This window comes from Nocardioides okcheonensis, assembly GCF_020991065.1.
In the GTDB taxonomy this organism is placed as follows: Bacteria; Actinomycetota; Actinomycetes; order Propionibacteriales; family Nocardioidaceae; genus Nocardioides; species Nocardioides okcheonensis.
The window spans coordinates 3,248,025-3,273,993 of record NZ_CP087710.1 but is presented as its reverse complement, the minus strand read 5'-3'; the positions used below and the strand labels follow the sequence as shown (position 1 = coordinate 3,273,993).

At 73.9% G+C, this 25,969-nt stretch carries 28 protein-coding genes; 6 read left to right on the top strand and 22 right to left on the bottom strand.

Features of this window, described 5'->3' with window-relative positions; genetic code table 11:
- Window positions 1-57: 57 nt before the first annotated feature.
- From LN652_RS16005 to LN652_RS15975, 7 genes are all read right to left on the bottom strand, one after another.
- Window positions 58-1,719 (bottom strand): bifunctional uroporphyrinogen-III C-methyltransferase/uroporphyrinogen-III synthase, encoded by a 1,662-nt coding sequence (locus LN652_RS16005; protein WP_230441602.1) that lies wholly within the window; start codon window positions 1,717-1,719, stop codon window positions 58-60.
- The gene (hemC, locus tag LN652_RS16000) at window positions 1,716-2,681 is read right to left on the bottom strand and encodes a hydroxymethylbilane synthase (RefSeq protein ID WP_230441601.1); all 966 of its coding nucleotides are present in this window, start codon (window positions 2,679-2,681) and stop codon (window positions 1,716-1,718) included. Before hemC ends, LN652_RS16005 begins: the two co-directional genes overlap by 4 nt.
- Complete coding sequence (locus LN652_RS15995; protein ID WP_230441600.1) at window positions 2,678-3,964, bottom strand: glutamyl-tRNA reductase; 1,287 nt, start codon at window positions 3,962-3,964, stop codon at window positions 2,678-2,680. Before LN652_RS15995 ends, hemC begins: the two co-directional genes overlap by 4 nt.
- Entirely contained in the window at window positions 3,961-4,635 is a 675-nt protein-coding gene (locus LN652_RS15990) for a redox-sensing transcriptional repressor Rex (protein ID WP_230441599.1), read from the bottom strand. Before LN652_RS15990 ends, LN652_RS15995 begins: the two co-directional genes overlap by 4 nt.
- 179 nt (window positions 4,636-4,814) lie before the next feature.
- On the bottom strand, window positions 4,815-5,783 hold the full coding sequence (locus LN652_RS15985; RefSeq protein WP_230441598.1) for an MsnO8 family LLM class oxidoreductase: 969 nt from the start codon (window positions 5,781-5,783) through the stop codon (window positions 4,815-4,817).
- Between the two features lie 68 nt (window positions 5,784-5,851).
- Complete coding sequence (locus tag LN652_RS15980) at window positions 5,852-6,091, bottom strand: glutaredoxin family protein (protein ID WP_230441597.1); 240 nt, start codon at window positions 6,089-6,091, stop codon at window positions 5,852-5,854.
- Window positions 6,088-7,635, bottom strand: a complete 1,548-nt coding sequence (locus tag LN652_RS15975; protein ID WP_230441596.1) for a class I adenylate-forming enzyme family protein — start codon at window positions 7,633-7,635, stop codon at window positions 6,088-6,090. Before LN652_RS15975 ends, LN652_RS15980 begins: the two co-directional genes overlap by 4 nt.
- A 31-nt stretch (window positions 7,636-7,666) precedes the next feature.
- Here LN652_RS15975 and LN652_RS15970 point away from each other — a divergent pair, with 31 nt between their 5' ends.
- The 3 genes from LN652_RS15970 to LN652_RS15960 all read left to right on the top strand — a co-directional run bounded on the left by LN652_RS15970 (window position 7,667) and on the right by LN652_RS15960 (window position 10,729).
- A complete protein-coding gene (locus tag LN652_RS15970) occupies window positions 7,667-8,560 on the top strand; it encodes an HAD family hydrolase (protein ID WP_230441595.1) in 894 nt (297 codons plus the stop codon).
- 77 nt (window positions 8,561-8,637) lie between these two features.
- Window positions 8,638-9,390 carry a sigma-70 family RNA polymerase sigma factor gene (locus tag LN652_RS15965; protein ID WP_230441594.1) on the top strand — a complete coding sequence of 251 codons (753 nt, stop codon included), beginning with the start codon at window positions 8,638-8,640 and terminating at the stop codon, window positions 9,388-9,390.
- Window positions 9,391-9,475: 85 nt separating this feature from the next.
- Window positions 9,476-10,729 (top strand): DUF5667 domain-containing protein, encoded by a 1,254-nt coding sequence (locus LN652_RS15960; protein ID WP_230441593.1) that lies wholly within the window; start codon window positions 9,476-9,478, stop codon window positions 10,727-10,729.
- Between the two features lie 9 nt (window positions 10,730-10,738).
- Here the strand turns inward: LN652_RS15960 and LN652_RS15955 are convergent, their stop codons facing one another.
- From LN652_RS15955 to LN652_RS15895, 12 genes are all read right to left on the bottom strand, one after another.
- Entirely contained in the window at window positions 10,739-11,875 is a 1,137-nt protein-coding gene (locus LN652_RS15955; RefSeq protein ID WP_230441592.1) for a lysophospholipid acyltransferase family protein, read from the bottom strand.
- Window positions 11,868-12,863 carry an SDR family oxidoreductase gene (locus LN652_RS15950; RefSeq protein WP_230441591.1) on the bottom strand — a complete coding sequence of 332 codons (996 nt, stop codon included), beginning with the start codon at window positions 12,861-12,863 and terminating at the stop codon, window positions 11,868-11,870. Before LN652_RS15950 ends, LN652_RS15955 begins: the two co-directional genes overlap by 8 nt.
- Before the next feature lie 13 nt (window positions 12,864-12,876).
- A complete protein-coding gene (locus LN652_RS15945; RefSeq protein WP_008356322.1) occupies window positions 12,877-12,978 on the bottom strand; it encodes a 30S ribosomal protein bS22 in 102 nt (33 codons plus the stop codon).
- A gap of 101 nt (window positions 12,979-13,079) precedes the next feature.
- The gene (locus tag LN652_RS15940) at window positions 13,080-13,286 is read right to left on the bottom strand and encodes a helix-turn-helix domain-containing protein (RefSeq protein ID WP_211733653.1); all 207 of its coding nucleotides are present in this window, start codon (window positions 13,284-13,286) and stop codon (window positions 13,080-13,082) included.
- Between the two features lie 169 nt (window positions 13,287-13,455).
- A complete protein-coding gene (locus LN652_RS15935) occupies window positions 13,456-14,637 on the bottom strand; it encodes an acetoin utilization protein AcuC (RefSeq protein WP_230441590.1) in 1,182 nt (393 codons plus the stop codon).
- Window positions 14,638-14,694: 57 nt separating this feature from the next.
- Window positions 14,695-15,495 (bottom strand): pyrroline-5-carboxylate reductase, encoded by an 801-nt coding sequence (gene proC, locus LN652_RS15930; protein ID WP_230441589.1) that lies wholly within the window; start codon window positions 15,493-15,495, stop codon window positions 14,695-14,697.
- Window positions 15,496-15,524: 29 nt separating this feature from the next.
- The gene (locus LN652_RS15925) at window positions 15,525-16,460 is read right to left on the bottom strand and encodes a proline dehydrogenase family protein (protein ID WP_230441588.1); all 936 of its coding nucleotides are present in this window, start codon (window positions 16,458-16,460) and stop codon (window positions 15,525-15,527) included.
- Window positions 16,461-16,507: 47 nt separating this feature from the next.
- A complete protein-coding gene (locus tag LN652_RS15920; protein WP_230441587.1) occupies window positions 16,508-17,245 on the bottom strand; it encodes an ABC transporter permease in 738 nt (245 codons plus the stop codon).
- Window positions 17,242-17,958: an ABC transporter ATP-binding protein gene (locus LN652_RS15915; protein ID WP_230441586.1), complete on the bottom strand. Its 717-nt coding sequence runs from the start codon at window positions 17,956-17,958 to the stop codon at window positions 17,242-17,244. The genes LN652_RS15920 and LN652_RS15915 overlap by 4 nt, the downstream gene beginning before the upstream one ends.
- Window positions 17,959-18,176: 218 nt before the next feature.
- Window positions 18,177-18,779, bottom strand: coding sequence for a TetR/AcrR family transcriptional regulator (locus tag LN652_RS21955; protein WP_329958435.1), 603 nt, complete (start codon window positions 18,777-18,779; stop codon window positions 18,177-18,179).
- Window positions 18,776-19,576 carry a sugar phosphate isomerase/epimerase family protein gene (locus tag LN652_RS15900; RefSeq protein ID WP_230441585.1) on the bottom strand — a complete coding sequence of 267 codons (801 nt, stop codon included), beginning with the start codon at window positions 19,574-19,576 and terminating at the stop codon, window positions 18,776-18,778. Before LN652_RS15900 ends, LN652_RS21955 begins: the two co-directional genes overlap by 4 nt.
- 3 nt (window positions 19,577-19,579) lie before the next feature.
- The gene (locus tag LN652_RS15895) at window positions 19,580-20,524 is read right to left on the bottom strand and encodes a Ppx/GppA phosphatase family protein (protein ID WP_230441584.1); all 945 of its coding nucleotides are present in this window, start codon (window positions 20,522-20,524) and stop codon (window positions 19,580-19,582) included.
- Window positions 20,525-20,550: 26 nt separating this feature from the next.
- On the opposite strand from LN652_RS15895, the gene LN652_RS15890 reads away from it, so the two are divergent.
- The 3 genes from LN652_RS15890 to LN652_RS15880 all read left to right on the top strand — a co-directional run bounded on the left by LN652_RS15890 (window position 20,551) and on the right by LN652_RS15880 (window position 22,842).
- Entirely contained in the window at window positions 20,551-21,327 is a 777-nt protein-coding gene (locus LN652_RS15890; protein WP_230441583.1) for a hypothetical protein, read from the top strand.
- Between the two features lie 92 nt (window positions 21,328-21,419).
- Complete coding sequence (locus LN652_RS15885; RefSeq protein ID WP_230441582.1) at window positions 21,420-22,058, top strand: VOC family protein; 639 nt, start codon at window positions 21,420-21,422, stop codon at window positions 22,056-22,058.
- 82 nt (window positions 22,059-22,140) lie between these two features.
- On the top strand, window positions 22,141-22,842 hold the full coding sequence (locus LN652_RS15880) for a class I SAM-dependent methyltransferase (RefSeq protein WP_230441581.1): 702 nt from the start codon (window positions 22,141-22,143) through the stop codon (window positions 22,840-22,842).
- Between the two features lie 3 nt (window positions 22,843-22,845).
- Here LN652_RS15880 and LN652_RS15875 read toward each other — a convergent pair whose 3' ends face one another.
- From LN652_RS15875 to LN652_RS15865, 3 genes are all read right to left on the bottom strand, one after another.
- A complete protein-coding gene (locus LN652_RS15875) occupies window positions 22,846-24,099 on the bottom strand; it encodes a hypothetical protein (RefSeq protein WP_230441580.1) in 1,254 nt (417 codons plus the stop codon).
- The gene (locus LN652_RS15870; RefSeq protein WP_230441579.1) at window positions 24,096-24,608 is read right to left on the bottom strand and encodes a SigE family RNA polymerase sigma factor; all 513 of its coding nucleotides are present in this window, start codon (window positions 24,606-24,608) and stop codon (window positions 24,096-24,098) included. Before LN652_RS15870 ends, LN652_RS15875 begins: the two co-directional genes overlap by 4 nt.
- A gap of 64 nt (window positions 24,609-24,672) precedes the next feature.
- On the bottom strand, window positions 24,673-25,716 hold the full coding sequence (locus tag LN652_RS15865; protein WP_230441578.1) for a LacI family DNA-binding transcriptional regulator: 1,044 nt from the start codon (window positions 25,714-25,716) through the stop codon (window positions 24,673-24,675).
- Window positions 25,717-25,969: the final 253 nt, after the last annotated feature.

Below are 25,969 nucleotides of genomic sequence, written 5' to 3'. Positions count from 1 at the left end.
GCGGCTGTGCGACTGTGCGGCTGTGCGGCTGTCCGGCGCAGCGCGCTCGGGTGGCGGCTACTTCGCGGCGCGGCTCTTGCGGCGGCCCGAGGCGGTCCGCTCGCTGGGCCGGGTGACGACCTCGCCGTTCTCCAGCATCGCGAGGCGGCGGGCCGCACCGAAGTCGGCGAGCGCGTCGACCAGGACCTCCACGTCGGGCGTGGGCGCCAGGACGTCGACCCGCAGGCCGTGCTCCTCGGCGGTCTTGGCGGTCTGCGGGCCGATGACCGCGATGATCGTCGACGGGTGCGGCTTGCCGGCGATGCCGACGAGGTTGCGCACCGTCGAGGACGAGGTGAAGACGACGGCGTCGAACTTGCCGGTCTTGATCGCGTCGCGCACCGGCGCCGGCGGCGGCGTGGCGCGCACGGTGCGGTAGGCGGTGACGTCGTCGCACTCCCAGCCGAGGTCGACCAGGCCGGCGACGAGGTTCTCGGTCGCGATGTCGGCGCGGGGCAGGAAGACCCGGTTGATCGGGTCGAGCACCTCGTCGTAGGGCGGCCAGTCCTCGAGCAGGCCGGCGGCGGACTGCTCGCCGGACGGCACCAGGTCAGCACGCAGGCCCCAGTCGGCGATCGCCTGGGCGGTCTTGTCGCCGACCGCCGCGATCTTCAGCCCGGAGAACGCGCGGGCGTCGAGGCCGTACTCCTCGAACTTCTCGCGCACCGCCTTGACGGCGTTGACCGAGGTGAAGGCGATCCACTCGTAGCGGCCCTCGACGAGGCCGCGGACGGCCTTGTCCATCTGCAGCGGGTTGCGCGGCGGCTCGACCGAGATGGTCGGCACCTCCTCGGGGACCGCGCCGTACTCGCGCAGGCGGCGCGAGAGCGAGCCGGCCTGCTCCTTGGTGCGCGGGACGAGCGCGCGCCAGCCGAAGAGCGGCTTGGTCTCGAACCAGGACAGGGTCTCGCGGAGGTCGACCACGTCACCGATCACCGTGATCGCCGGCGGCGCGATGCGTGCGGCGCGGGCGTCGGCGGCGACGTTGGCGAGGGTGGAGATGAGCGTCTGCTGCTCGGTGGTGGTGCCGACGCGGGTCATCGCGACCGGCGTCTCCGGCGAGCGGCCGGCCTCGATGAGGGCGGCGGAGGTCTCGCCGATGCTCCCCACCCCGGAGAGCAGGACGAGGGTGCGGTCGTCGGCGTAGGCGCTCCAGTCGACCTTCTCGCCACAGGTGACGACGGCCATCTCCTTGTGCCGCTTGGTGGTCAGCGGGATGCCGGCGTAGGCCGGGACCGCGCTCACCGACGAGACGCCCGGGACGACCTCGAAGCCGACGCCGGCCTTCACGCAGGCCTGCGCCTCCTCGGGGCCCGAGGCGTAGAGGAACGGGTCGCCGGTCATCAGCCGCACCACGCGCTGCTTCTTGCCGTGGCGGACGACCACCTTGGCGCGGGCGGCGTGGGTGAGCGGCTGGCCGTCCTCGCCGAAGCCACCGTCGACGACCTCCGGGCCGTCCCACTCGCCGTCCGGGCCCTCGGTGAGGCCGAGGACCGAGCGGACCAGGTCGACGTGCTCCGGGGCCTCGGTGACGACGACCTCGGCGGCCTGGAGCAGCTCGACGGCGCGCAGCGTCAGCAGGCCCGGGTCACCGGGTCCGCTGCCGACGAACGACACCCAGCCCGGGGCCGCCGCCTTGGCGTCGGTGGTGCTGGCCTGCGGGTTCTGTACTCGCGTCATGCGTGCTGCTTCCTCACTGGTGGTCCCTGCTGTGGTGCTTCCATCAGGTCTGCTGCTCCCTCGGCGAGCATGTCGCTCGCGAGGCGTGTCCCGAGCCCGGCCGCGTCCGCGACCGGCCCGGAGAGGCTCATCCGTACGGTCAGGCCGCCGTCCGCGGAGAGGGCCACGGCCCGGAGCCACAGCTCCTCGCCGTCCTCGCCCTCGACCACGTCGGCGAGCGCACCCAGCGGGGCCGAGCAGCCGGCCTCGAGGGTGGACAGGACCGCGCGCTCGGCGGTGACCGCGGCGCGGGTGGCGGGGTCGTCGAGCCGGGCGAGCAGCTCGACGAGGTCGGTGTCGGCCGAGCGGCACTCGATCGCCAGCGCGCCCTGGCCGGGGGCCGGGAGCATCTGGAGCGGGTCGAGCACCTCGGTCGCCTCGTCGAGGCGACCCAGCCGGGCCAGGCCGGCGCGGGCCAGGACGACCGCGTCGACCTCGCCGTCGCGCACCTTGCGGATGCGGGTGTCGACGTTGCCGCGGATGTCCTGGAGCTCGAGGCCGAGGCCGAGCGCGGCGAGCTGGCTCACCCGTCGCGGGGAGCCGGTGCCGACGCGGCTGCCGACGGGCAGCTCGCCGAGGGTGAGCCCGTCGCGGGCGACCACGACGTCGCGCGGGTCCTCGCGCGGCGGGACCGCGGGGAGCGCGATGCCGTCGGCCGGGTAGGTCGGGAGGTCCTTGAGCGAGTGGACGGCGAGGTCGACCCGGCCGTCGAGGAGCGCGTCGCGCAGGGCGCTGACGAACACGCCGGTGCCGCCCATGCTCGCGAGCGGCGCGCGGTTGACGTCGCCCTCGGTGGAGACCTCGACGAGCTCGACCTCGCGGCCCAGGCGCTCGCGGACCAGGTCGGCGACGTGGCCGGACTGGGTCGTGGCGAGCGCGGAGGCGCGGGTGCCGAGGCGCAGGGGTGCGTGGGGGGCGCTCATGACTGGCCCTCCACCCGGGAGATCGCGTCGACCGCGTCCGGCGAGAGCCGGAACAGCTCGGCGAGCGCGGCGCTGTAGGAGCTGGCGGGCTCGGCGTCCGCGAGCTCCTTGACCCGGACGGTGGGCTCGTGGAGGAGCTTGTCGGCGACGCGACGCACGGTGTGCAGGACCTCCGCGCGGGTGGCCTCGTCGAGGTCCGGCAGGCGGACGGCGAGCCGCTCCATCTCGGCGTCGACGACGGACGTGGCCATCGAGCGCAGCGCGACCACGGTCGGGGTGACGCTGGCCTGGCGGCGCACGGCGAGGAAGGCCGCGATCTCCTGGCCCACGATGCTGCGTACGTCCTCGACGCCCGCGGTGGCCTCGAGGCCGCGGAGCTCCTCGGCGAGGCCGGCGAGGCTGATCAGCTGCACGCCCGGCAGCTCGCCGACGGCGGGGTCGACGTCGTGCGGGAGGGCGAGGTCGACGATGGTGATCGGGCGGTCGTCGCCGCCGCGGGCGGTCACCACCTCGGCGAGGCGTACGACGGTGCCCCGCGCGCCGGTGCACGAGATCACCAGGTCGGCGGTGCGCAGCTCGTCGTGGAGGTCCGCGAACGGCACGGCGGTGGCCGCGTAGTCGGCGGCGAGGCGCTCGGCCTTGGCGGCGGTGCGGTTGATCACCGCGATCCGCTCGGCACCGCCGCGGGCGAGGTGGGCGACAGCGAGGGACGCCATCGCGCCGGCGCCGACGACGACGGCGCGCGATCCCGCGACCGGTGCGCCGCTGCGGGCGAGGGCCGCGGTGACCAGCGACGGCGCCGCGCGGTCGATGTCGGTCTCGGCGTGCGCGCGCTTGCCGACGCGCAGCGCCTGCTGGAAGAGGGTGTTGAGGGCGGGTCCGACGGTGCCGTGCTCCTGGCCGATCCGCAGCGCGTCGCGGGTCTGGCCGAGGATCTGGCCCTCGCCGACGACCATCGAGTCGAGGCCCGACGCGACCTGGAAGAGGTGGGAGACCGCGCCTTCGTCGTAGTGGACGTAGAGGTGCGGCAGCAGCGCCTCGGTCGACTCGCCGGCGCGGGCGACCAGCAGGCCGGAGACGTCCTCGACGCTGCCGTGGAAGCGGTCGACCTCGGCGTAGACCTCGAGCCGGTTGCAGGTCACGATCGCCGTCGCCTCGGACACGTGCTCGCCGCCCACGACGTCGGCGATCAGCTTCGTGGTGCCGTCGGCGTCGAGCGCGAGCCGCTCGAGCACCTCGACGGGCGCGGACTTGTGGGAGATCCCGACGACCAGGACGCTCACCTCGCCACCTCCTCGGCGGGGACCACCGACTTGCGCTGCTCGTGGTAGGCGAGGATCTGCAGCTCGATCGACAGGTCGACCTTGCGCACGTCCACGCCCTCCGGGACCGCGAGCACGGTCGGCGCGAAGTTCAGGATGCTGGTGATGCCGGCGGCGACCATCCGGTCGGCGACGGCCTGGGCGGCGACCGCGGGGGTGGCGATGACACCGATCGACACGGCGTGCTCGCCGACGATCGACTCGAGGTCCTCGAACGAGCGCACGTCGAGGCCTGCCACGACCTCCTCGTGGCGCGCCGGGTCGGCGTCGAGGAGCGCCACGACCCGGAAGCCGCGGCTGCGGAAGCCGGAGTAGTTGGCGAGCGCGTGGCCGAGGTTTCCGATGCCCACGATGACCACGGGCCAGTCCTGGGTCAGGCCGATCTCGCGGGCGATCTGGTAGCGGAGGTACTCCACGTCGTAGCCCACGCCCCGGGTGCCGTAGGACCCCAGGTGGGACAGGTCCTTGCGCAGCTTGGCGCTGTTGACCCCGGCCGCCGCCGCGAGCTCCTCGCTCGAGCAGGTGGTCGTGCCGTCGTCCGCCAGGCTGGTCAGGGCACGCAGGTACACGGGTAGCCGCGCGACGGTCGCCTCGGGGATGTCCCGGGCGGAGTCGGGGGTCCGTGCGGTCACAGCGAGCTTCTCTCCAGCCAGGTGACGGGGATCGCCTGGCTCAGCCACTGTAGGAGTTTGTGAACGGGAGAACAAAACGCGGACGGAGCGGGCTAGCACATGTGAGAAGACCCACCTCAGCCGGGGTGTCCTGAACTTGCGCGACCGCCTCCCGAGGGGCTAACAGAGGGCGCGCGACCTCAGCCGACGAGCTCGCGCAGCGCCCGGTCGGAGGCGAGCAGCGCGTCGCGGTCGTGGGTCGAGCTGCTCGCGAGCAGCTCGTCGGCACCGGTGCGCTCCGCGAGCTCCTCGAGCCGGCGCCGGACCGTGGCGGGCGACCCGGCCACCGCGCGGTCGAGCGAGGCCTCCACCCGGCGCCGCACCTGGTCCGGCCACGGCTGGTCGCGGACTGCCTTCGCGCTCTCCAGGGGCGGGAACTCCCCCGTCCGGCGCGAGCGGGCCATCGCCCACGCCTCGGGGAGCGCGAGCTCGCGGGCGGTCGCGTCGTCGTCGGCGACGAGGACGTCGAGCGAGACCGTCACCCGCGCCTCGCTGCCGAGGTGCGGGCGCAAGTCGCGGCGGTACGCCGTCAGCGCCGGGGCGAGGTCGTCGGAGTCGAGGACCGGTCCGCCCACCACGACGGGGAGTCCGAGCCGGGCGGCGAGCCCGATGCCGCGTCTCGTGGCCAGCAGGTGCATGGGGACCGGTGACGGCGACGCCGGACGAGCGGTGACGTCGGCCGTGCCGGCGAGGTGCCCGCGCAGCTCGACCAGGTCGGACTCGAAGGTGTCCGGCGCGTCGAGGTCGCGGCGCAGCGCGCGGCGCACCGGGGCGGTGAAGCCGAGCGAGCGGCCGAGCCCGAGGTCGACCCGTCCCGGGTGCAGCGCCTCGAGCACGAGGAACTGCTCGGCGACGACGAGCGGCTGGTGCAACGGCAGCATCACGCCGCCGGAGCCGATCCTGATCCGCGACGTGCGGGCGCCGACCGCGGCCAGCACCACCGCCGGGCTGCCGGACGCGATGCCGGGCACCGCGTGGTGCTCGGCCACCCAGAAGCGCTCGTAGCCGACCTCCTCGGCGTGCACGGCGCGCGCGACCGTCGCGCGTACGCCGTCCGCGTCGCTCGTGTCGGCGCGGGTGCGGGACCGGTCGAGGAGGGAGAGCTTCACACCCGGTCCAACGCGGTGGGCCGGGCGGAGCATCCCGTCCGGCGTGTGGCGCTCAGCCCGACAAGGGTTCAGGCCAGGGCGGTGCGCAGGCGGGTCTCGTCGACGCGCCAGAAGTCGTGCTGGCGACCGTCGACGAACGTCACCGGGATCTCCTCGCCGAACCGGTCCTCGAGGTCGGGGTCGGTGGTGATGTCGACCTCGTCGTAGGCCTCGCCCAGGTCGGCGCACACCCGCTCGACGACCGCCCGGGCGTCGTCGCACAGGTGGCACCCGGGCCGGGTGTAGAGCGTGACGCGCGTCGTGCTCACTCCAGCAGTCCCAGCTGCCGGCGTCGCTCCAGGCCGCGCAGCCGACCCTTCTGGACCTTGCCGGTGACGGTGAGCGGGAGCGCGTCGACGACCTCGACGCGGGTGGGCTGCTTGAAGCGGGCCAGGCGCTCACCGCAGTGGGCGCGCACCGCGTCGGCCACCGCGGCTGGGTCGGCGCCGGGGGCGACGACGTAGGCCACCACGGCCTCGCCGGTCTCCTCGTCGGGCGCACCGACGACGGCCGCCTCCGTGACGCCCTCGACCTCGCGCACCACGTCCTCGACCTCGGTCGGGTAGACGTTGAAGCCGCTGACGATGACCAGCTCCTTGACCCGGTCGACGAGGTAGAGGTCGCCCGACGCGTCGAGGAACCCGACGTCGCCGGTGGCGTACCACCCGTCCTCGCGCGGGCCGTCGTCCCCGTCGGGCCAGTAGCCGCTGAAGAGGTTGTCGCCACGCACCTCGATCCGGCCGGCGTCCTCGCCGCCGGTCGGCCCGCCCGTCTCGTCGACGAGCCGCAGCTCGATGCCCGGGAGCGCCGCACCCACCGACCCGGGGCGCAGCTCGCTGCTGCACAGCGTCGAGGTGACCACCGGGGCCGCCTCGGTGAGGCCGTAGCCCTGGTGCACCGGGATGTCGGTCAGGGCGGTGAACTGCTCGACCACCTCCGGCTCCAGCGGCGCCGAGCCCGACAGCACCAGCCGCACCGGGCCGAGGCGCTCGCGCAGGTGCTCGTCGGGGAGCCAGTGGCGGAACGCCGCGGGCGCGACGGGCACGACGCTGCAGGCCTCGTCGTCGATCAGGTCCAGCACCGCCTGCGGCTCGAACTGCTCGACGAGCAGCAGCCGCGCGCGGTGGCGCAGCACCCCGCCGAGCACGGCGTTGAGGCCGTAGACGTGGAAGAGCGGCAGCACCCCGAGCACCACGTCGTCGCCGTGCATCATCGGCGGCTCGACCGCAGCGACCTGCTCGATGTTGGCCAGCAGCGCACGGTGGGTGAGCATCGCGGCGCGGGGCGTCCCGGAGGTGCCGCTCGTGTAGAGCAGGGCGGCCAGCTTCTCCGGGTCGGGCAGCGGCGGCACCGGGCGTACGACGTCGGCGCGCAGGACCGCGAACGGCAGCTCCGCGCCGTCCGGCTCCGCCCCGACCACCACGACCGGCGGCGCGGCCTCGCCGAGCTCGGCGACCGCCGCCCGCACCACGTCGAGCGACCCGGCGTCGGCGACGACCAGGCGCGTGCCGGAGTCGAGGACCATCCGGGCCACCTCGCCGGGCGCGGAGCGCGGGTTGACCGGCACGGCGACGACCTGGGCGCGCAGCACGCCGAGGTAGGTCGTGACGAACTCGATCCGGTTGCCGAGGGCGATCATCACGCGCTGGCCGGCACGGATCCCCTGCTGCCCCAGACCGGTGGCGACGCGAGCGACCTCGTCCTCGAGCACGGCCCAGGTCATCGACCGGCCCGCCGCCTCGACGAGGGCCTGGCGGTCGGGCACCTCGGCGGCTGCGTCGGCCACGAGTGCGGAGACGTCGGAGCGCGGCATGCCGCGATCCTTCCACAGCTACGCTGCACGGGTGACCCCGTCCGAGCGTCCCCGTCGGCTCAACCTCCAGCAGCGCTCGGTGCTCGCCGGCGAGGCCGCGGCCGCCTCCGCCGAGGTCGAGACCGCGCTCTCCACGCCGAGCGACACGGCCGCCGCGGCGTTCTTCGACGTCGACAACACGATCATGCAGGGCGCCAGCATCTTCCACCTCGCGCGCGGGCTGCACCGCCGCCAGTTCTTCACCACCCGCGAGATCGCGTCGGCGGCGTGGAAGCAGGCGTACTTCCGCGTGGTCGGGGTCGAGGACCCCGAGCACGTCGCCGAGGCCCGCTCGTCGGCGCTCTCCTTCATCGCCGGTCACACCACCACCGAGCTCGAGGAGCTCACCGAGGAGATCTTCGACGAGGCGATGGCCCACCGGATCTGGCCCGGCACCCGCGCGCTGGCCCAGCTGCACCTCGACGAGGGCCAGCGGGTGTGGCTGGTCACCGCGGCCCCGATCGAGATCGCCGCGGTCATCGCCCGCCGCCTCGGCCTCACCGGCGCGATGGGCACCGTCGCCGAGCACGTCGACGGCGTCTACACCGGCCGTCTCGTCGGTGACCTCCTGCACGGGCCCGCCAAGGCCGAGGCGATCAAGGCGCTGGCCGCCCGCGAGGGACTCGACCTCGCGCTGTGCTCGGCCTACTCCGACTCCAGCAACGACCTGCCGATGCTGGAGCTCGTCGGCGACCCCTGCGCGATCAACCCCGACGCCCGCCTGCGCGCCCACGCCCGCGCCCAGGGCTGGCGGGTCCGCGACTACCGCACCGGGCGCAAGGCGGCCCGCGCCGGGCTGACCGCCGCCGCCGTGGCGGGCGCGGTCTCCGGTGCCGTGGCGGCCGGCCTCGGCGTCCGCGCGGCCCGCCGCCCGAACGATGCGTAACTCGTAGTTACTCACGGGTTCACAAGAGCGGTCCGGCCGCTTATCGTGGAGGGCACGTCACTGGGAGGGGGCGAGGGATGCCACGGGAGCAGGCACGGGAGCGGACGCTCGCGGAGGGGCTCGAGGAGCTCCGCCGCGCCGTCGCCGCCGCGCTGGCACCGCAGGTGCTGCTCATGGCCACCGCCCAGGTCCCGACCGGCGGCGCCGGCACCGGGGGCGGACCCGGGCCGTACGGCGACGAGGACCGCGCCGCGTCGTCAGAGGGCGACCAGGCCGAGCGCGACCGGCTGATCGCCCTCGTCGAGCTGGCCCGCTCCGGCGACACGGAGGCCTTCGGCCAGCTCTACGACCACTACCACCTGTCGGTCTACCGCTTCCTGCACCACCGCACCCGGTCGCAGACGCTGGCCGAGGACCTCACCTCGGAGACGTTCTTCCGGGCGCTGCGCAGCATGAACGGCTTCCGCTGGCAGGGCAAGGACTTCGGCGCCTGGCTGATGACCATCGCGCGCAACCTCACCACCGACCACTTCAAGGCCGGGCGGACGCGGCTCGAGATGTCCACCGAGGACATGACGCCGCACGACGACGCGACCGAGGGACCCGAGGACGCGGTGATCGCGGGCCTGACCAACGAGGTGCTGCTGCAGGCGCTCACGGAGCTCCCGACCGAGCAGCGCGAGTGCCTGGTCATGCGGTTCCTGCAGGGGCTGTCGATCGCCGAGACCGCCCGCGCCCTCGAGCGCAGCGACGGCGCCGTCAAGCAGCTCCAGCTGCGCGGCGTCCGCAACCTCGCCAAGCTCCTCCCGGAGGGGTTGAGAGACGCGTGACACATCCCGTAACCCCTGCCACTCCTGCCTCGTTCGTCCGGGTGGGAGGAACGGCCAGCACCACCCGTGAGACAGGACGAGCGCGATGACACCCGCCTTCTCGGCACGCCGACGTGCCGACGAGTTCGAGGCACTCCTCTCCCGAGGACCCGGGGCGGACCTCACCGACCGTGAGGCCGAGCGCTTCGCGGCGCTGCTCGCGGTGGTCGCCGACCTGCGAGCGGTCCCGGACCCCGAGCCGAGGCCGGAGTTCGTCAGCGACCTGCGCGCGCGCCTGATGGCCGAGGCCGACACCGTCCTGGTCCGCCGGCCCGCCGCCCCCGAGCGGCTCGCCATGCCCGTCACGTCGCGTCCGCGCCAGCGCCGCCTCGGCGCGCTGCTGGGCGGCGTCGCGGTGGTCGGTGCGGCTGCGACCATGGCGGTCGCCTCCCAGGGCTCCCTGCCCGGGGAGTCGCTCTACGGCGTCAAGCGCGGCATCGAGTCGGCCCAGGTGCGCCTGGCCGGTGACGACGCGGCTCGCGGCCGGACCCTGCTCGCCCAGGCCGACACCCGGCTCGACGAGCTCGAGCAGCTCGCCGCCGTCGACCGCGGCGAGGAGCGCGCGGTGCCCGACACCCTCGACGCGTTCACCCGCCAGTCGAGCGAGGGCGTGCGCAGCCTCCTCACCGCCTACGACGCCAGCGGCACGACGGCCGACGCCCAGCACGTCCGCGACTTCACCTCCACCAGCCTCGAGCGCCTCGACGCGCTGGAGCCGTCGATCCCGGAGAGCGCCCGCGACCAGCTCGTGGCCGCCGGGCAGATGCTCGCCGACCTCGACCAGGAGGCCAGCGCGGCGTGCCTGAGCTGCACGGGCGGCGTCGTCGAGACGCCCCCGTTCCTGCTCACCGGTGCGGCCGTCCCGGACCTGCTCGCCGGTCTCGACGCCGACCAGCTCCAGCTCGAGGCGGCGCCGGTGCCCGGCCAGGACCTCACCGGCATCACGGTCCCGCCGGCCCTGCAGCCGTCGGCCGCGTCCCCCACCCCCACCGCGCAGCCCACCGGCCAGCCGACGGCGGCGCCGACCCCGCCCACGCCCCTCCCGCCGGTCCCGACCGCCAGCCCGACGAAGCCCGGCCGCGGCACGATCACCGACGTGACCGAGGGCCTCACCGGCACGGTCACCGGCACCACGTCGGGCATCACCCAGGGCATCGACGGCCTCACCGGCGGCGCGGTCGGCGGGTTGACCGGCTCGGTCGACGACGCGACCGGCGGCCTGATCAGCGAGGTCACCGGCACGGTCGACGGGCTCACGGGCCACACGCTGGACGACGCGACCGGCGGGCTCCTCCCCTGACCGGGGGCGTCAGCCGAAGGCGCCGCCGCGCTCGTCGAGCAGGTCGAACAGCGTGTGCTGGATGGTCTCGCGGACCTGGTCGGTGACGTTGAAGACCAGCATCGGGTCCTCCGCCTCGCTCGCGTCGTAGGAGTCGGTGCGGATCGGCTCACCGAACTCGAGGATCCACTTCGACGGCAGCGGCACCATCCCGAGCGGACCGAGCCACGGGAAGAACGGCGTGATCGGGATGTACGGCACGCCCAGCAGCCGGGCCAGCGAGGGCACGTTGCCGACGAGCGGGTAGATCTCCTCGGCGCCGACCACAGACAGCGGGATGATCGGGACGCCGGTGCGCAGGGCGGCCGACACGAAGCCGCCGCGGCCGAAGCGCTGCAGCTTGTAGCGCTCGCTGAACGGCTTGCCGATCCCCTTGAAGCCCTCGGGCCACACGCCGACGAGCTCGCCGCCCGACAGCATCCGCTCGGCGTCCTCGTTGCAGGCGAGGGTGGCGCCGCTCTTGCGGGCGAGCGAGCTGACGAGGGGCAGCTTGAAGACCAGGTCGGCACCCAGCGGGCGCAGGAACCGGCCGGCGTGGTCGTGCACCGTGAGCATCGTCATCAGGCCGTCGAGCGGCACCGTCCCGGAGTGGTTCGACACGACCAGCGCGCCGCCCTCGGCGGGGATGTTCTCCAGCCCGCGCACCTCGAGGCGGAACCACTTCTCCGCGATCGGGCGCAGCGCCGTCATGAAGAAGCGCTCGGTCAGCTCGCGGTCGAAGCCGTAGTCGTCGACCTCGTAGTCGCCCTCGAGGCGACGCCGGGCGAAGGCCATCAGCTCGGCGAGCCGGCGCTCCCAGTCGTCGCCGAAGACCTCGTGGGCGGCGCCCTGCAGCGCGGCCAGCCACTCGCCGACGGGGATGCCGGTGTCGGGAGCAGGTCCCTCGGCGGGTGCCGCGGGGGCGGGCGCGGGGACCTCCGCCTCCGGCTCCGGGCGCGGCTCGGGCCGCGCCTTCCGGCGCGGTGCGCTCCTCGCCGCACCGGGCGCGAGGTCGCGGGCGGCGGACGAGGGGCGTGAGCGACCGGTGCCGCGGCCGGGGCGGCCGCCGGTGCCGATCGGGATGACGACGGCGTCCTCCCGGGCGCGGGCGCCGGCGTCGTCAGCCACGGACCGCCTCCTCACGGCGCTGCGGCACCATCGAGCGCTGCGGCGCGATCGAGCGGCAGAAGTCCGCGAACGCCTCGGCGGTCGTGAACTCCGGCTCGAAGCCGAGCTCGGTGCGCATCCGGGTGGTGTCCACACCTCGACCGTAGGTCAGGAACCCCAGCTGCTCCGGCGAGAAGTCCGACAGGCGGGCCTGGCGCATGGTCGCGCCGAGGCGCCCGACCGCGAACCGCGGCAGCGAGACCGACGGCGTGCCGAGACGGCGTACGGCCTGGCTCAGGGTCAGCAGCCCGTCGCCGGCGACGTTGAAGGTGCCGGTCGCGCCGGTGGTGGCGGCGTGGCGCAGGACCCGCATCAGGTCGTCCTCGTGGAGGAACTGCAGGCGGGGGTCGAAGCCGAGCACCCGCGGGATGACCGGGAGCCGGAAGTAGTTCGTCAGCGGGCTCGACACGTGCGGGCCGATGACGTTGGCGGCGCGCACCAGCGTCACGTCGACGTCGGGACGCCGGCGGGCGAACCCGCGGACGTAGCCCTCGATCTCGAAGACGTCCTTGGCGTAGCCCGAGGACGGCAGCCGCTTGGGGCCCATGTCCTCGGTGAACATCGCCGGGTCGCGCGGGCCGGAGCCATAGACGGTGGTCGTCGACTTCACGACCAGGCGCTGGACGGTCGCCGACTTCTGACACGCAGCGAGCAGCTGCATGGAGCCGATGACGTTGAGCTCCTTCATCGTCCCGCGCCCGCCCGCCGAGCCCGGCGTGGCGATCACGCTCATGTGGACGACGGTGTCGACGTCCTCCTTGGCGAGGACCTTGGCGATGACCGGGCTGCGGATGTCCGCACGGACGAACGACACGTCGCCGATGTCGCCCCGCGGGGGGACGACGTCGACCCCGATGACTCGCTCGATGGACGGGTCGCCGGCCGCGGCGCGCGCGAATCGTCGCCCGATGTCCCGGGAGATCCCGGTGACCAGCACGACCCGTCCCATGGGCGAGGGGGTGTTACTTGCCGAGCTTGCGGCGCTGGACGCGCGTCTTCTTGAGCAGCTTGCGGTGCTTCTTCTTGGCCATGCGCTTGCGCCGCTTCTTGATGACAGAACCCACGGTGAGACCTTTCCTTTCGGCCGACGCTCGTCGGCCGGACCCGCACACCCTAACGGGGACGCGTGCGGAGGGTGGAATCGCGTCTCGCCGCGACCGCCGGGTCAGCCGGCGTTGTAGAAGCTCTTGCGCAGGTAGTCGTTGACGTCGTCCTCGGTGACCCGGAACGAACGGCCGACGCGCACGGCGGGCAGCTCGCCGCCGTGGACGAGCCGGTAGACCGTCATCTTCGAGACGCGCATCTTCGACGCGACCTCGGCGATCGTCAGGAAGTGGGCCTCGGACATGTCGCCGGGGGTGTTCTCAGCCATGGGGCACCGATCCTTCTCGAGCGGTGACGGCGCCGGCTTCCCCACCGGCGTCACAGGCGTACCGCTCCTCGTGAGAATAGGGCTCGCGTGACGCGTGGGGAAGAGGAATGCCAGAGAAACTTGTGGGACGACGGCGTGTCGGCTTGCCTCCCGCCCCGGACCACCCGGATCAGGGCAGCGGGTCGAGCCCGTGGAGCGGGAAGACCTCCATGCGGGTGGCGTGGATCGCCCGGTCCAGCCAGGTTTCCGGGTCGTAGCCGCCGGACCAGTCGCGGTAGGCGGGCGTGCGGCCGTCGGTCATCCGGTGCGGCGGCGTGGCGCCCAGGACGTGCTCGACGTGCTCGCGCCAGGCCGGGGGCGTCGCGGTGGTCGGGTCCAGGGGACGACCGGACGCGATGGCGAGCAGGTGGGTCCACGCCCGCGGGACCACGTCGACCACCGAGTAGCCGCCGCCGCCGGTGACGACCCAGCGGCCACCCGCGACCTCGTGGGCGAGGTCGTGGAGGGCTAGGTACGCCGCGCGCTGGCCGTCGACGCTCAGCATCATGTGCGCGAGCGGGTCGTTCATGTGCGAGTCGCACCCGTGCTGGGTGACCAGCACCTGCGGCTCGAACGCGCGCAGCACCGGCGGGACCACGGCGTGGAAGGCGCGCAGCCAGCCGGCGTCGGCCGTGCCCGGGGGCAGGGCGACGTTGACCGCGGTCCCCTCGGCGCCCGGACCGCCGCTGTCGCTCGGGAAGCCCGTGCCGGGGAACAGCATCTGGCCGGTCTCGTGCAGCGACACCGTCAGCACCCGCGGGTCGTCGTAGAAGATCTTCTCGACGCCGTCGCCGTGGTGGACGTCGATGTCGACGTAGGCCACCCGCTCGGCGCCCTCGTCGAGCAGTCGCCGGATGCCGACGGCGACGTCGTTGTAGATGCAGAAGCCGCTGGCCCGGTCGGGCATCGCGTGGTGCAGCCCGCCGGAGATGTTGACCGCGTGGAGCGACTCGCCGCTCCAGACCCGCCTGACGGCCTCGAGCGTCGCGCCCACGACGTGGGCGCTGGCGCGGTGCATGTCGGCGAAGACCGGGTCGTCCTCGGTGCCGAGGCCGCGCGCGGCGTCCTCGTAGCCCGGCGTCGCGCCGGCGCGGGTGACGGCCTCGATCAGCGCGGGGTCGTGGACGGTGGCGATCTGCTCGTCGGTCGCGACCGGTGCGTCCACGCGCTCGATCCCCTCCAGCACGCCGAGCTCGGCGGCCAGGCGCATGGTCAGGTCGACGCGCACCGGGGACATCGGGTGGGTGGGGCCGAAGTCGTACTCGCAGAGCGACTGGTCGAACACGACCGACGTGGGCCCCTCGCACTCCATGTGGCGGACGTTACTCCGACCGCACCCCCGCGCCGCGCAGCGGGCGGGGCGCGAGACTCACGTCCCCTCGGCGAGCTCGCGCGAGCGGTTGCGCGCGGCCTCCATCGCGGCGAGGAACGCGGCGCGCACGCGGTGGATCTCGAGCTCGCGCAGGGCCGACGCGGTGGTGCCGCTGGGCGAGGTGACCTGCTCGCGGAGCACGACGGGGTGGGTGCCGGTCTCGCGCAGCATCGCGGCCGAGCCGACCAGCGTCTGCACGACCAGGTCGGTGGCGGTGGCGCGGGGCAGGCCGAGGTGGACGCCGGCCTCGATCATCGACTCGACCACGAAGAAGATGTAGGCGGGGCCGGAGCCCGAGATCGCGGTGACCGCGTCCATCTGCTTCTCGGGGATGCGCAGCACCTTGCCGGTCGAGGCCATGAGCGACTCCACCTCCGCGAGGTGCGAGTCGTCGCAGTGGGAGCCGGGCGCGATCGCGGCCATCCCCTCGTCGACGAGCGCCGGGGTGTTGGGCATGACCCGCACGACGGCCACGCCCTCGGGGACGCGCGCCTCGATGAACGCGGTGGTGATGCCGGCGGCGAGCGAGACGACGAGCTGGCCCGCGCGCAGCTCGGGCGCGATCTCCTCGAGCACGTCGCCCATGTCCTGCGGCTTGACGACCAGCGCGACCGTGTCGGCCCTCGCGGCGGCCTCGCGGTTGGACACCACCGCGACGCCGTAGCGCTCCTCGAGCTCGCGGGCGCGCTCGGCGCGCTTCTCCCCGACGAGCAGCTGGTCGACGCGGCGCCCGGCCCGGACCAGCCCGGAGAGCAGGGTCTCCCCCATCACGCCGGCGCCGATGATCGCAGTGCTCATGGAGCCAATCTAGTGGGGCCCGGCAGGACTCACTTCTTGCTGATCAAGGACCGGGCGAAGAAGGCGAGGTTCTGCGGCTTCTCGGCCAGGCGGCGCATGAGGTAGCCGTACCACTCGGTGCCGTAGGGGACGTAGACCCGGACGGTCTCGCCGGCCGCGGCGAGCCGCTTCTGCTCCTCGGGGCGGATGCCGTAGAGCATCTGGAACTCGTAGGTCCCGGCGTGCCGGCCGAAGCGGCTGGCGAGCGAGGAGGCGATCTGCACCATCCGCGGGTCGTGGGTGGCGATCATCGGGTAGCCCTGGCCGCCGAGGAGCACCTTGAGGCAGCGCACGTAGGACTTGTCGATCTCGAGGCGGTCCTGGAAGGCGACGGCCTCCGGCTCCATGTAGGCGCCCTTGCACAGCCGCACGCGCGAGCCCTCATAGGCCAGCGTGCGGCAGTCGGCCTCGGTGCGGTGCAGCATCGCCTGGAGCACGGCGCCGGTCTCGGGGAAGTCCTTGCGCAGCTCGCGCAGGATCGACAGCGTCGAGTCGGTGGTGGTGTGGTCCTCCATGTCGAGGGTCACCGTGGTGCCGGCGTTGCGGGCGGCGCGGCAGATGTCGCGGGCGTTCTCCAGCGCGACCTTGTGGCCGTTCTCCGGCAGGAACTGCCCGATCGCGCTGAGCTTGACCGAGACCTCGGCCTGCCCGGACAGGCCGCGGGCCGAGAGGTCGGCGAGCAGCTCCTTGTAGGCCGCGACGGTCGCCTCGGCCTGGGCGAGGTCGGTGGTGTCCTCGCCGAGGTAGTCGAGCGTGACCCGCAGGCCGTCCTCGACGAGCCCCGCGGTGGCCGCGACGGCGTCGGGGGTGGCCTCGCCGGGGACGTAGCTGGTGACGATGCCGCTCGAGACGGGCATCGTGGAGACGAGCTTCTTCACCGCCTGGCTGCGGGCGAGCAGGAGGATCGGCTGGCGGAGCAACTGCATGGCCCGAAGGCTACGCCGGACCGGCGCGCTCCTCACATCCGAGGAGGTCAGGGCGTACGCCGCCGCAGGGTGGCGGCGCCGAGCGCCAGCGCGGCGAGCGCGAAGCACGCGACGATCCCCACCGACTGCCAGATCGCGCCCGTGTCGGCGGCGCCGGTGAGCTCCTGCATCGCGTCGACCGCGTACGACAGGGGCAGCACGTCGCTGATCGCCTCCAGCACGCCCGGCATCGCCTCGCGCGGGACGAACAGGCCGCACAGCAGCACCTGGGGCAGCACGAACGCCGGCATGAACTGGACCGCCTGGAACTCGGTGGTCGCGAACGCGCTCACCAGCAGCCCGAGGGCGGTGCCGAGCACCGCGTCGGCCACCGCGACCACCCCGAGCAGCCAGACCGAGCCCTGCACCTCGAGGCCGAGCAGCCCGACGCTGACCGCGACCGCGAGCGCGGACTGCAGCGCGGCCAGCAGGCCGAAGGCGAGGGCGTAGCCGAGCAGGAAGTCGAGCCTGGCCATCGGCATCGTCAGCAGTCGCTCCAGGGTGCCGGACGAGCGCTCGCGCAGCGTGGTCACGCTGGTCACGAGGAACATCACGATGAACGGGAACATCGCCAGCAGGCCGGGGCCGAAGCGGTCGAACAGGTCTCCGGGCAGGTCCTCGAACATCCACCACAGCAGGCTGATGAGCACGCACGGGACGACCATCAGCATCGCCAGCGTGCGGTGGTCGCGCCGGACCTGGCGCAGCACGCGGCCGGCCACGGCGAGGGTGACGCGGGCGTTCACCTCGACACCCCCTGCTCGACCAGCTGGAGGAAGGCGCCCTCGATGTCGGCGGCGCCCGTGCGGGCCCGGACCTGCTCGGGCGAGCCGTCGGCGATGATCCGCCCCTCGCGCATGAGCAGCAGCCGGTGGCACCGCTCGGCCTCGTCCATCACGTGGCTGGAGACCAGCACGGCCGCGCCGGCGTCGGCGATCCGGTGGAACAGCGCCCAGAGGTCGCGCCGCAGCACCGGGTCGAGGCCGACGGTCGGCTCGTCGAGCACGAGCAGGTCGGGGCTGCCGAGGAGCGCCACGGCGAGCCCGGCGCGGCTGCGCTGGCCACCGGAGAGCCGGCCCACCACCTGGTCGCGGTGGTCGCCGAGCGACACCGCGTCGATCGCCTCGTCGACCGCCGGGCGCCCGACGCCGAGCACGCGCGCGAAGAAGGCGAGGTTCTCCGCGACCGTGAGGTCGTCGTAGACGCTCGCCGCCTGCGTGACGTAGCCGATCCGGGTGCGCAGCGGCGCACTGCCGGCCGGCTCCCCCAGCACCCGTACGTCCCCGGACCGCACCTGCTGCGCGCCGACGAGGCAGCGCAGCAGGGTGGTCTTGCCGCAGCCGCTCGGCCCGAGCAGCCCGGTGACCCCGGGAGCAACGTCCAGCGAGATGCCCGGCAGCACCTCGCGCGCACCTCGCACGACGACGAGGTCACGGACCTCCACGACGTTTTTCATCATGTGTTGAATTGTGCGCTCGCGGGCGTGCGCCGTCAACCCCCGCCGAGCGGTGCGTGACCCACATTTCCGGGCACAGGAACGTGGGTGGGACACCGCTCCCAGCGGCGCGCGAGGTGCTTGGCGTACGAGCGGTGGCTGACCCACATTCCCGACCGCAGGAATGTGGGTGGGTCACCGCTCCCGGGGCAGGCAGGCGTTCGGCGGCGGAGGTACGCGCCTCAGGCGAGGTCGCCGGTGAGGTAGTGCTGCAGCACCGGCGCCATCCGCGCGACGAGGTCGTCGGCGGGCATCGCGGCCATCGGGGGCAGCGCGACGACGTAGCGGGTGACGATCAGGCCGACGACCTGGCTGGCGACGAGCGGCACCCGGACCTCCGGGCGGTCGGCGACGACCTGGGCGAGCACCGGCCCGACGACGACCGGGATGAAGCCCTCCTTGAGCAGGGCGCCCCCGTCCTCGGAGAGCACCGAGCGCGCCACCGCGAGCAGCCGGACCTGCATCTCCGGGTCGTCCCAGACCGAGAGGAAGGTCCGCAGGAAGCGTTCGCCCGCGCCGTCGGGCCCCTGTGCCACCACGGGCGCGAGCACCTCGCGCGGGTCGACGGGCAGCTCGAGCGCGGCGAGGAAGAGGTCGTCCTTGGAGCCGAAGTAGTGGTGCACCAGCGCCGGGTCGACGCCCGCGGCGGCGGCGACGGCGCGGATCGTGGTGCCGCGGAAGCCCTTGCCGGCGAACGACTCGCGGGCGGCGGCGAGCACCTCGGCGCGCGTGTCGGGCGCGCCGGGACGCCGACCCCGGGCGGAGCGCGTACGCCCCGCGCTCACGGCGTTCCGACGCCGAGGTGGGCGCGGGCGAACTCCAGCGACTCGACCAGGTCGGCCTCGCGCTCGGCGCGGTCGGCGCACCGACGCGTGTTGATCTCCAGCACGACGTGGCCGCTGAAGCCGGTGCCGGCCAGGTGGTTGAGGAAGCCGGCGGCGCCCATCACGCCGCGGCCGGGCACCAGGTGCTCGTCCTTGGCCGAGCCGGTGCCGTCGGTGAGGTGGACGTGGCGCAGCCGGTCGCCGAGCCGCTGCGCCATCTCGACGACGTCGGCGCGCGCGATGGCGGCGTGGGACAGGTCGATGGTGGCGTTGGCGTAGGCCTCGTCGGAGGGATCCATGCCCGGGAGGTACATCTCCATCCCCCGGCGCGACGACGCCCGCCACGGATACATGTTCTCGACCGCGAAGGCGATCCCCGTGCGCCCCTCCAGCGAGGCGATGCCCTCGACGAAGCCCGCGGCGTAGTCCTTCTGCCACCGGAACGGCGGGTGCACCACGACCACGTCCGCGCCGACCGCCTGCGCCATCTCCGCGGAGCGCTCGAGCTTGCCCCACGGATCGGTGCCCCAGACCCGCTGGGTGAACAGCAGGCAGGGCGCGTGGACCGCGCAGATCGGCACCTGGTGGTGCTCGGAGAGCTTCTGCACCGCGTCGACCTGCTGGCTGAGCGCGTCGATGCCGACCATCACCTCGACCGCGTCGTAGCCCAGGCTCGCCGCCCACGCGAAGGCGTGGGCGGTCGACTCGGGGTAGACCGAGGCGGTCGAGAGCGCGACCAGCGGCGTCGTGGCGGGCACGGGTCAGCCGCGTCCGGCGACGATCGAGATCTGGTCGAGGCGCGCGAGGATCACGCCCTCGCGCAGCGCCCACGGGCAGATCTCGAGGGCGGGCAGGTCGAAGATGTCCATGCACGCCTCGGCGACCAGCGCGCCCGGCACGATCTGGTGGGTGCGGCTGGGCGAGACGCCGGGAAGGTCGGCGAGCTCCTCGGGCGACATCTCCATCAGCTTGGGGATCCAGCCCGACAGCGTCTCCAGCTCGAGCACGCGCGGCACCAGCGGGCCCTCGCCGCTGGGCGCGGCGCCGCAGATCCGGGCCAGCGAGCGGAACGTCTTGGACGTCGCCGCCGCGGTGTCCGGCACCCCGGGTCGCAGCAGGTGGCCGGCGTCGCGGGCGATGTCGGCGCGCACCTGCCGGCGCAGCTCGCGCACCTCGTCCTCCGAGGGCCGGGCCCCGCCGAAGAACGACCGCGCCATCCGCGCCGCACCCAGCGGCAGCGACCACGCGACGTCGGGGCCCTCGTCGGTGCCGCCGGCGATCTCGAGCGAGCCGCCGCCGATGTCGAAGACGGCCAGCCGGCCGGCCGACCAGCCGAACCAGCGGCGTACGGCGAGGAACGTCAGCCGCGCCTCGTCCTCACCGGAGAGCACCTCGAGGCGGACGCCGCTGTGCTGCTCGACGTGGGCCAGGACCTCGTCGGAGTTCACCGCGTCGCGCACCGCCGACGTGGCGAAGCCGAGCATCTCCTCGCAGCCCTTGTCCTCGGCGATCCGGGTCGCGGAGGCGCAGAAGTCGGTGAGCGCCGCGATGCCCTGGTCGGTGACGGCGCCGTCCTCGTCGAGGTGCTCGGCGAGCCGCAGCGGCTGCTTGTGCGACGACGCCGGGAGCGGGGCCGCGCCGCCGTGCGCGTCCACCACCAGCAGGTGGCCGGTGTTGGATCCGATGTCGAGGACGCCCAGGCGCATGCCTGCCACGCTACTAGGGTTGCGGAGTGCCCGAAGTCGACCTCGTCTTTCCCCGCGCCTTCGTCGAGTTCGCCGACCCGGCGGACGACACGCAGGTCTTCCGCTGCGACCTGACCTGGCTGACGTCCTCCTACACGTGCATCTTCGGGCAGGGCTGCCAGGGCATCTACGCCGACGCACCCGACGTCGGGTGCTGCACGCTGGGCGCCCACTTCGCCGACAAGGGCGACGAGCAGCGGGTCGCCGGGTTCGTCGCCCAGCTCACCCCCGACGACTGGCAGCTGCACCCCGGGCGCACGGTCAAGCGGGCCGACTGGGTCGAGACCGACGACGACGGCGAGCGCAAGACCCTCGCCGTGGTGGTCGACGACCAGCAGGCGTGCGTGTTCCACAACCGCACCGACTTCGCCCCGGCCGGCGGGGGTGGCGGCGCCGGGTGCGCGCTGCACGGCCTCGCGCTGCGCCAGGGCCGCAACCCGCTGGAGACCAAGCCCGACGTGTGCTGGCAGCTGCCGATCCGCCGGCAGTTCCGCGAGGTCGAGCGCCAGGACGGCACGGCCTACACCGAGGTGTCGATCGGCGAGTACGACCGCCGCGGCTGGGGACCCGGCGGCCACGACCTGGACTGGTACTGCTCGGGCAACACCGAGGCGCACGTCGCGCCGGAGCCGGTCTACGTCACCCACGAGGCCGAGCTGGTCGAGCTGATGGGGGCCGCGGCGTACGCCGAGCTGGTGCGGCATGCGGACGCCCACGTCCGGTCCCGCTCCGCGCTCGCGCTCCACCCGGCCGACCCGCGCTGACCCCACGGGATCCGCAGGCCGGATTTCGCTCGACGTCAAGAGAATCGGACCCCGGTGTCAAGCCCGCCATGCGGGCGACACAGAATCTGGTCATGCGCCTGGACCACGTCAGCTTCGCCGCCGGACCTGATGGACTTGCCAGCACCGCCCAGCGCATCGGGGGGCTGCTCGGCACGGAGTTCGTCGACGGTGGGGTACACCCCCGATTCGGCACCCGCAACATGATCCTGCCCCTCGGCGGCGGGACCTACATGGAGATCGTCGAGGTGCTGGACCACCCGGCCAGCGACAAGGCTCCCTTCGGACAGGCCGTGCGCGCGCGCTCGGTGCTCGGCGGCGGCTGGATGGGCTGGGTCGTCGCGGTCGACGACCTCACCCCCGTCGAGACGCGGCTCGGCCGCGAGGCCGTCAAGGGCAACCGGCACCGCCCCGACGGCACCGAGCTGCTGTGGAAGCAGATCGGCGTCAACGGCCTGCTCTCCGACCCCCAGCTCCCGTTCTTCATCCACTGGGACTCCGCGCCCGACATGCACCCGAGCAACGGTGCGACCGGCGACTTCTCGCTGGCGTGCCTGGAGATCGCCGGCGACCCGCAGCGGGTCAGCGAGTGGCTCGGCGAGACGGTCGAGGCCCCGCTGGAGGACGTGAAGGTCGAGTGGGTCGCCCCCAACGGCACCCCCGGCATCGTCGCCGTGCAGATCCAGACCCCGAACGGGCTCGTCCGGATTTGAGACGAGCAGCGTCGAGCGAGGAACGAGCTCGGCGCGTGGGCTCGGCCAGATCGAGCAAGCCCCACGACCGAGGGACGAGGTCGTGACGGGCGCGTCGAGATCAAGGGCACGCCCCTCCCCCAACATCTGGAACACCCCGGAGCTCTACGAGCTGGAGAACCGGGCGGCCGACCCCCACGGTCGGATCCTCGCTGCCATGCGCGAGATCGGCGACTGGTCCGGGCGCACCGTGCTGGACGTCGGCTGCGGCAGCGGCTTCCACCTGCCCACCTGGGCGGAGGCCGCGCAACGGGTGGTCGGCGTGGAGCCGCACCCGCCGCTCGCCGCGCTCGCCCGACGACGTACGCGCCGGCTCGCGCACGTCACCGTCCTCGACGGCCTCGCCCAGGCGCTGCCGCTGCCGGACGCGTCGGTCGACGTCGTCCACGCCCGCTGGGCGTACTTCTTCGGCCCCGGCTCCGAGCCGGGCCTCGCCGAGCTCGACCGGGTCGTACGCCGTGGCGGCACGGCGTTCGTGATCGACAACGACCCGACCCGCTCGACGTTCGGCGGGTGGTTCCGCCGGGGCTTCCCGGAGGTCGACCCGGTCGCGGTCGAGCGGTTCTGGTCGGTGCGCGGCTGGCGGCGCCGGCCGATCGACATGGGCTGGTCGTTCACGACCCGCGAGGACCTCGAGGCCGTGGTGCGCATCGAGCTGCCGCACGACGCGGCCGAGGAGGCGCTCGCCTCCCACACCGGCACCACGGTCGACTACGCCGTCAACCTGTGGTGGCGGCACTTCTGAGGGTCAGGGCCGGGCGAACCTCAGCTCGGTGGTGCCCGACATCGTCGTGGTGGCGGTGACGTGCTGCTCCTCGCCCGCGCGCTCGCACGCGCCCGTGCTCATCGTGCAGCGCACCACCTGCACGTCGTGGTCGTAGGACCTCCCGATCGGCACCGCCGGGTCCCAGCGGTCCGAGACGGGGAGCAGGAAGCTGTCCCCGCCCTCCCACACGACGCCGCCCATCTGGGCATCCATCTGCTGCTTGCCGACGCCGGCGGGCATGTCGACGCGGCCCCAGCGGCCCTCCTCGAGGTCCCACACCTCCGGCAGGTCGTCGGTGAGCAGCCAGCGACGGTCGGGCGACACCGCCAGCGCCTCGCCGAGGTAGCGGCCCATGCAGGCGACCGGCAGGCGCTCGCGCCACATCAGGTCGTCCAGGACGTAGGACCTGACGCAGGTGTCGGAGTCGACGGCGGCGTAGTCGAACCCCACGGCGACGTCCGCCGGGCTGCCGTCGGGGACGTGCGCCCCGCGGGGCTCGCGGAACGGCTGCGCGGTGCCGTCGTCGCGCAGCTCCCAGGTCGTGCCGAGGCCCTTCTCGAACGGCGCTCCCTCGTAGACCAGGCCCGAGTCGGTCCAGCCGATCATCCGCACCTCGGTGACGTAGCCGCCGGACTCCTCGCTGTCGGGGGCGTGCGGGACGGTCGACCACTCCATCGTGGTCAGGTCCACGACGACGTCGCGGAAGGCGACCTGCCGCCCGTCGCCGGAGACTTCGACCGCCTCGGCACCGTAGGACGCCGGAGCGACCGGGAGGTCGCGCAGCGACCCGTCGGGCGCCAGCACCGCGAGGCCGGTCGGCCGGTCTCCCTCGCCGGTCGCGACCAGCCATCCGCCGTCGACCGCGCGGGGTGCGACCGTGCGGTCGACCTCGGCGGGCACGTCGTACCGCGTGCCGTCGCTCCACAGCCCGCCCTCGCCGAAGAACGGCAGCGCAGGGGCCTCGCCCTCCGGCAGCGAGCGCGCCCAGGCCAGCGCGGCCGTCGCGTCGACCGTGGCGGGCTCGGCGATGCGGTCGCCGTCGGCGGACCGTCCGCCGCCCGGCAGGAGCAGCGCGCTCCCCGCGACCACGGCAGCCGTGAGCGCGACCGCGGCGGCCGCGCGCCGGCGGCGACGTCGTCGACCGCCGGCGAGCGCGGCGCGGGCCAGCCCGGGCGGGACGGTGGTGTCCACGACGGCGGTGGTGAGTCGGGCGCGGAGCTGGGTGTCGGTCGTCATCGCCGCACTCCTGACAGGTCGGTGTGGTCGGAGCCGGACAGCTCCCGGAGGGTGGCCAGCGCACGCGAGGCGTGCGACTTCACCGCGCCGGCGCTGCACCCGAGCGCGTCGGCGATCTGGGCCTCGGAGAGGTCGTCGTAGTAGCGCAGCACCATCACCGCGCGCTGGCGCGGCGTGAGCGCGGCGAGCAGCGCGAAGACGTGGTCGCGGTCCTCCGGGCCCGCCTGGTGCACCGGCACGTCGGGGACCTCGTCGGTCACCACCTCGCCGCGGCGGGTGCGCTGCCGGGTCCGGTCGATCGCGGCGCGCGTCATGATCGAGCGGACGTACGCCTCCTCCGCGCCCTTGCGGCGGATCCTCGGCCACGCGACGTACGCCCTCTCGAGCGCGGTCTGCAGCAGGTCCTCCGCCGCGTGCTGGTCACCCGCGGTCAGCAGCCGGGCGCTGCGCAGCAGCGCGCCGGACCGGGCGTCCACGAAGGCGACGAAGTCGTCGTCGCGTCGGGCCACGGGCATCTCCTCGGGTCGGGTGGGCTCTCACGAGGAAGGACGACGACCGACCCGGTCCGGTTGACTAGCTGGACTCGCGGATCGCCAGCGTCGGCTCGAGCAGCACGCCCCGCTCGGCGACCGGCTGGTGCGACAGCAGGGAGCGCAGCGCCTTCACGACCTCGACCGCGACGTCCTCGAGCGGCTGGCGCACCGACGTCAGGCCGACCGGGTAGACCTGGGCCACCTGCGAGTCGTCGAAGCCGACCACGGCGACGTCCTGGCCGGGGGCGAGCTGGCGGATCCAGAGGGTGTGGAGCACGCCCATCGCCAGGGTGTCGGAGGCGCACACGAAGGCCGTCGGGGCGGACTCGTCGAGCAGCACGGCGGCCGCCTCGGCGCCGCTGTGCACCACGTCCTCGACCCGCGACGCCAGGCCCGTGGTGGGCAGGCCGTGGGCGTGCATGGTCCGCAGCCAGCCCGAGCGCCGGTCCTCCCCGATCGGGGAGTCCTTGCGCCAGCCGATCCAGGCGATGCGGGTGTGGCCGCGCTCGATGAGGTGCTCGGTGGCGAGGGCGGTGCCGGCGGCGCCGTCGACGTCGACCCACACGTGGCGCGCGGCCTCGTCGTCCCACGGCCGGCCGAACGCGACGAACGGCGCCCGCTGCTGGCTCAGCCACGCCGCCTGCGGGTTGCCGAGGTAGGTGTCGGTGACCACGAAGGCGTCGACCGCGGTGGAGCGCAGCAGGTTGTCGTAGCCGCCGACCGGGTCCTCGTCGTCGCCGGGGAACAGCAGCACGTGGTAGCCGACCTCCTCGCTGGCCTCGACCAGGGAGTGGACGAACCGGTCCATCGCGGCGTTGGCGGTGCCTTCCTGGGCCGGCGCGAAGCGCAGCCCGATCAGCGAGGACGTGCGGGTGCGGAGGTTGCGGGCCGCGCGGTTGGGCGAGTAGCCCAGCTCGGCGATGGTCTGCCGGACCCGCTCGAGCGTGTCGGGACGCAGCAGGTCCGGGTTGTTGACCGCGTTCGACACGGTCTGGCGCGAGACGCCCGCGCGCTCGGCCACGTCGGCGAGGGTCGGCGGGGTGACCGGCAGGTTGCTGCCGCGTCGCTGGTCGCTGCGACCCATGGCCCATCCCCCCTTGATCGATCCAACTCGAGGTGAGCATAAGCCTTCGCCGCCGTGCGGCCGACCCCACGACGGGTGGGAGGATCGGGGCGTGTCCCGACCGGTCGTCCTGCGCTGCGCGCGCGTCGTCGCCGCGAGCTGCGTGCTGCTGCTGACCGCGTGCTCCGGACAGTCGTCCGGGCAGTCCCCGGCGTCGGGCCCCTCGACCACCCCCACCGACCCGACGGAGTCCGCGACCGTGCCCGAGCCCACC

Excerpts from the sequence above, each read along its gene's own strand:
- LN652_RS16005 (WP_230441602.1), bottom strand. The coding sequence starts at position 1,719 with ATGACGCGAGTACAGAACCCGCAGGCCAGCACCACCGACGCCAAGGCG.
- hemC (WP_230441601.1), bottom strand. The coding sequence starts at position 2,681 with ATGAGCGCCCCCCACGCACCCCTGCGCCTCGGCACCCGCGCCTCCGCG.
- LN652_RS15975 (WP_230441596.1), bottom strand. The coding sequence starts at position 7,635 with ATGCCGCGCTCCGACGTCTCCGCACTCGTGGCCGACGCAGCCGCCGAG.
- LN652_RS15965 (WP_230441594.1), top strand. The coding sequence starts at position 8,638 with ATGCCACGGGAGCAGGCACGGGAGCGGACGCTCGCGGAGGGGCTCGAG.
- LN652_RS15960 (WP_230441593.1), top strand. The coding sequence starts at position 9,476 with ATGACACCCGCCTTCTCGGCACGCCGACGTGCCGACGAGTTCGAGGCA.
- LN652_RS15950 (WP_230441591.1), bottom strand. The coding sequence starts at position 12,863 with ATGGGACGGGTCGTGCTGGTCACCGGGATCTCCCGGGACATCGGGCGA.
- LN652_RS15940 (WP_211733653.1), bottom strand. The coding sequence starts at position 13,286 with ATGGCTGAGAACACCCCCGGCGACATGTCCGAGGCCCACTTCCTGACG.
- LN652_RS15935 (WP_230441590.1), bottom strand. The coding sequence starts at position 14,637 with ATGGAGTGCGAGGGGCCCACGTCGGTCGTGTTCGACCAGTCGCTCTGC.
- proC (WP_230441589.1), bottom strand. The coding sequence starts at position 15,495 with ATGAGCACTGCGATCATCGGCGCCGGCGTGATGGGGGAGACCCTGCTC.
- LN652_RS15925 (WP_230441588.1), bottom strand. The coding sequence starts at position 16,460 with ATGCAGTTGCTCCGCCAGCCGATCCTCCTGCTCGCCCGCAGCCAGGCG.
- LN652_RS15915 (WP_230441586.1), bottom strand. The coding sequence starts at position 17,958 with ATGATGAAAAACGTCGTGGAGGTCCGTGACCTCGTCGTCGTGCGAGGT.
- LN652_RS15895 (WP_230441584.1), bottom strand. The coding sequence starts at position 20,524 with ATGCGCCTGGGCGTCCTCGACATCGGATCCAACACCGGCCACCTGCTG.
- LN652_RS15885 (WP_230441582.1), top strand. The coding sequence starts at position 21,420 with ATGCGCCTGGACCACGTCAGCTTCGCCGCCGGACCTGATGGACTTGCC.
- LN652_RS15875 (WP_230441580.1), bottom strand. The coding sequence starts at position 24,099 with ATGACGACCGACACCCAGCTCCGCGCCCGACTCACCACCGCCGTCGTG.
- LN652_RS15865 (WP_230441578.1), bottom strand. The coding sequence starts at position 25,716 with ATGGGTCGCAGCGACCAGCGACGCGGCAGCAACCTGCCGGTCACCCCG.